We start from the raw sequence: 3,423 nt of genomic DNA on the forward strand, positions 1-3,423 counted from the left end.
CCCCGGTGGGGTGCGGCGGCCGATCCCTTGCGCCCGCCGTGGTGGGCGGTGCGCGCGGTGTCGCTGGAGGTGACTTTGCTGGCGGAGGACATTGCGCTAGTGGACTCCCGCCAAGCTGAGGGTTGGCAGGAACCCCATCCGCTCGTACACCCGGGCCAGCGTCACGGAGGCGATTTCGCGGGCGCGTTCGGCGCCCTGGGCCAGCAGCCTGTCCAGCTCAGCGGGGTCGGCCATCAGCTCGTTGGTCCGGTTCCGCAGCGGCGTAATGAAGTCGACCATGACGTCGGCCAGGTCCGTTTTCAGGTGGCCGTACATCTTGCCCTGGTACTCGGTTTCGAGTTCGGCCACCGTTTTGCCGGTCAGCGTCGAGTAGATGGTCAGCAGGTTCGAGACGCCCGGCTTCTCCTCGGCGTCGAAACGGATCTCCGTCCCGGCGTCGGTCACGGCGGACTTGATGCGCTTGGCGGCAATCTTGGGGTCCTCCAGCAGCTGGATGGAGCCGTTGGGTGATTCGCCGGTCTTGGACATCTTCGCCGCCGGGTTCTGCAGATCATAGATCTTCGCGCTGGCCTTGAGGATGGTCGCCTCGGGCACGGTGAAGGTCTCGCCGAAGCGGGTGTTGAATCGCTGGGCCAGGTTGCGGGTCAGCTCCAGGTGCTGGCGCTGGTCCTCGCCCACCGGAACCAGGTCCGTCTGGTACAGCAGGATATCGGCGGCCATCAGCGTCGGGTAGGCGAAGAGTCCCAGGGTCGCGGCTTCGGCACCGAACTTCTGGGTCTTGTCCTTGAACTGGGTCATGCGGGAGGCTTCACCGAACCCGGTGATGCAGTTCAGGGCCCACGCGAGCTGCGCGTGTTCCGGAACGTGGGACTGCACGAAGAAGATGGACTTGTCGGGGTCAATCCCGGCCGCGATGTACTGCGCGGCGACGATGCGGGTCCGCTTGGCAAGCTCCGCGGGCTCGAAGTCGACGGTGATGGCGTGCAGGTCCGGGATGAAGAACACTGCGTCGTATTCGGACTGCATGTCCACCCAGTTGCGCACGGCCCCGATGTAGTTGCCCAGGTGGAGGGAATCGGCGGTGGGCTTGGCGCCGGAGAGGATGCGCTTCTTGGGCGCAGTGGCGGTTGTGCTGGTCATGGTGTTAGAAGCCTTTGAACTCAGAGCCGGTAGTCCACTACCAGCGGGGCATGGTCGGAGAAGCGGGTGTCCCAGGACGGCGCCCGGTCAACAACAGCTGACACCGCCGCGGCGGCGAGGGCGGGCGTGGCCATCTGGTAGTCGATGCGCCAGCCAGTGTCGTTGTCGAAGGCCTGTCCTCTCTGCGACCACCAAGTGTAGGGGCCGTCGACGGTACCCGCCAGGCCCCTGTGAACATCCTTCCAGCCGATTTCCTCGCCGAAGAAGCGGTCAAAGTACGCACGCTCCTCGGGCAGGAAGCCGGCACGTTTGACGTTGCCCTTCCAGTTCTTGATGTCCAGCTCGGTGTGGCCGACGTTGAGGTCACCCACCACCAGGGCGTGGTCGCTGTGCTTAGCCAGCTCCGGCAGCCGGTTGACCATAACGTCGAGGAACCGGAATTTGTCGTCCTGCTTCGGGGTGCCTGCCTCGCCGGAGTGCACGTAGGCGCTCACCACGCTCAGCTGGGAGGCCTCGCCTGCGGCATTGCGGACGATGTAGTCGGCCTCGACCCAGCGGCCCGTGGTGGCGAAGTAGTCATCGCCGATGCCGCTCCGGGTGGCGATAGGTTCGGTGCGGGAGGCGATGGCGACGCCGGCCCGTCCCTTGGCCTCGGCTTCGGCGTGCAGGATGTACCAGCCTTCACCGAGCAACTCGTGGACCACCGCGTCTGGGGCACGGACCTCCTGCAGGCAGAGGATGTCGACGTCCCTGGGCGCCAGCCACTCCGCCATGCCCTTCTTGTAGGCGGCGCGGAGGCCGTTGACGTTTACCGATGCGATGCGAAGGTGGTCCTTCTTCAATGCCGAGCTCACCCGCTCCACTCTAGTCGATGACAGTTCCGCTGACCGGCTCGTCGGGGGCACCGGAGGGCTTGATCATGTCCCGCGCGTTTGTGGCAGTAATCTCGATGGTTTCCAGGGCGCGGYGGATGGTGTCCTGGTCCGCGGCCTCACCCTTGGCGCGTTCCTGCTCCACCACCCGGACCTGCACCTGCACGATCTTGAAGGAGTGGTCCAGCTTCATGTCGCGGATGTCGTCCGCACCGCGGGCCTCGTTCACCAGGCGGGTGCCTCCATGGTCGGCGCTGCCGGATGAGGGGGCCCGGCCGACGGCCGAGTTGAACGCATTCTGCGCCTCGTTGAACTTGGCGCCGGCCTTCTTGGCGGCCCGCTGGATGCTGAACACCACGAACGCTGCCAGCGCCAGCCAGAAGGCTGCGATCACGGCAACAACCCAGCCGACGACGTCGTTCTGGTTGGCCGCGAAAATGACGGCCACCAGGAAGGCGATGATAAAGACGGACATTCCCAGGCCGCTGAGGCGGAACATCGAGAATTTCCCGGTGGCCGCGTTGAAGGCGGACGGCTTGGCAGAAGGATTGTCCAGGGATCGCATGAGCTTATTATCGCAAACCGGAGAGGCCCGGGGCGGCGCTTCCACCCCGGGCGAACGCCGCGTGCTGCTGGCGGGTTACTTCAGGAACAGCTTGCGGAGCCGGCCCGTGGTGAGGGTAACGCCGAGCAGGATCATGACCAGGTAGTAGCCAATGTGGATGGCGGTGGCCGGGGTGAACACCCCAACACTGATCTGGCGCAGCAGTTCCACGCCGTGCCASAGCGGCATMGCCTGGATCAGCCACTGGATCCACTGCGGGTASACGSYCAGCGGGTAGAASGTGGCRCTGAAGAGGAACATCGGCAGCATCACGAAGTTGATCCAGTCCATCTGCTGGAASGTCTTCATRWAGCTGGTGATGCCCATGCCGAAGCTGGCGAAGCCAAACGCGATCAGCACCGAGGCCGGGACCATCAGGATGGCCCAGGGTGTGGTGATCAGCCCCATCACGCCCATCACGGCGGTGAAGCCGGTAGCGTACATAAACCCGCGGAGCAGGGCCAGGAAGATTTCACCCATGGCGACGTCGATCGGCCCCAGGGACGTGTACAGCATGCCCTGGTAGAGCTTGGCGAAATTCATCTTGAAGAAGACGTTCCAGGTGGAGTCGTACACCGCGCCGTTCATCGCCGAGACCGCCAGCAATGCCGGGGCGATGTAGGCGGCGTAGGAGATCTGCTGCCCGCCCGGGCCCTGCACGGCCCCGACGATCGCGCCGAGGCCCACACCCATCKAGATCAGGTACAGCACGGGTTCGAAGAAGCCGGAGACCATGACCATCCAGTTGCTGCTCTTGGTGGCCATCAGCCCGCGCGCGACGACAGCGCGGACGTTGCGGGAGTAGAG

Annotated in this window: 4 protein-coding genes; all 4 read right to left on the bottom strand. The window is 64.9% G+C overall.

The features are described from left to right. Positions 1–96 precede the first annotated feature (96 nt). The gene (gene trpS, locus AC1DHD_RS15100; protein ID WP_476880495.1) at positions 97–1,140 is read right to left on the bottom strand and encodes a tryptophan--tRNA ligase; all 1,044 of its coding nucleotides are present in this window, start codon (positions 1,138–1,140) and stop codon (positions 97–99) included. A gap of 20 nt (positions 1,141–1,160) precedes the next feature. After that, on the bottom strand, positions 1,161–1,994 hold the full coding sequence (locus AC1DHD_RS15105; protein ID WP_476880496.1) for an exodeoxyribonuclease III: 834 nt from the start codon (positions 1,992–1,994) through the stop codon (positions 1,161–1,163). A gap of 10 nt (positions 1,995–2,004) precedes the next feature. Then, positions 2,005–2,577 (bottom strand): hypothetical protein, encoded by a 573-nt coding sequence (locus AC1DHD_RS15110; protein ID WP_476880497.1) that lies wholly within the window; start codon positions 2,575–2,577, stop codon positions 2,005–2,007. 75 nt (positions 2,578–2,652) lie between these two features. Next, the coding region (locus AC1DHD_RS15115) for an ABC transporter permease (protein WP_476880498.1) at positions 2,653–3,423 on the bottom strand (771 nt) is incomplete at its 5' end.

This window comes from Arthrobacter sp. 05L45_2 (assembly GCF_056397525.1).

What these genes read in the sequence shown, in the direction of transcription:
- trpS (WP_476880495.1), bottom strand. Translation starts at nt 1,140, where the DNA reads ATGACCAGCACAACCGCCACTGCGCCCAAGAAGCGCATCCTCTCCGGC.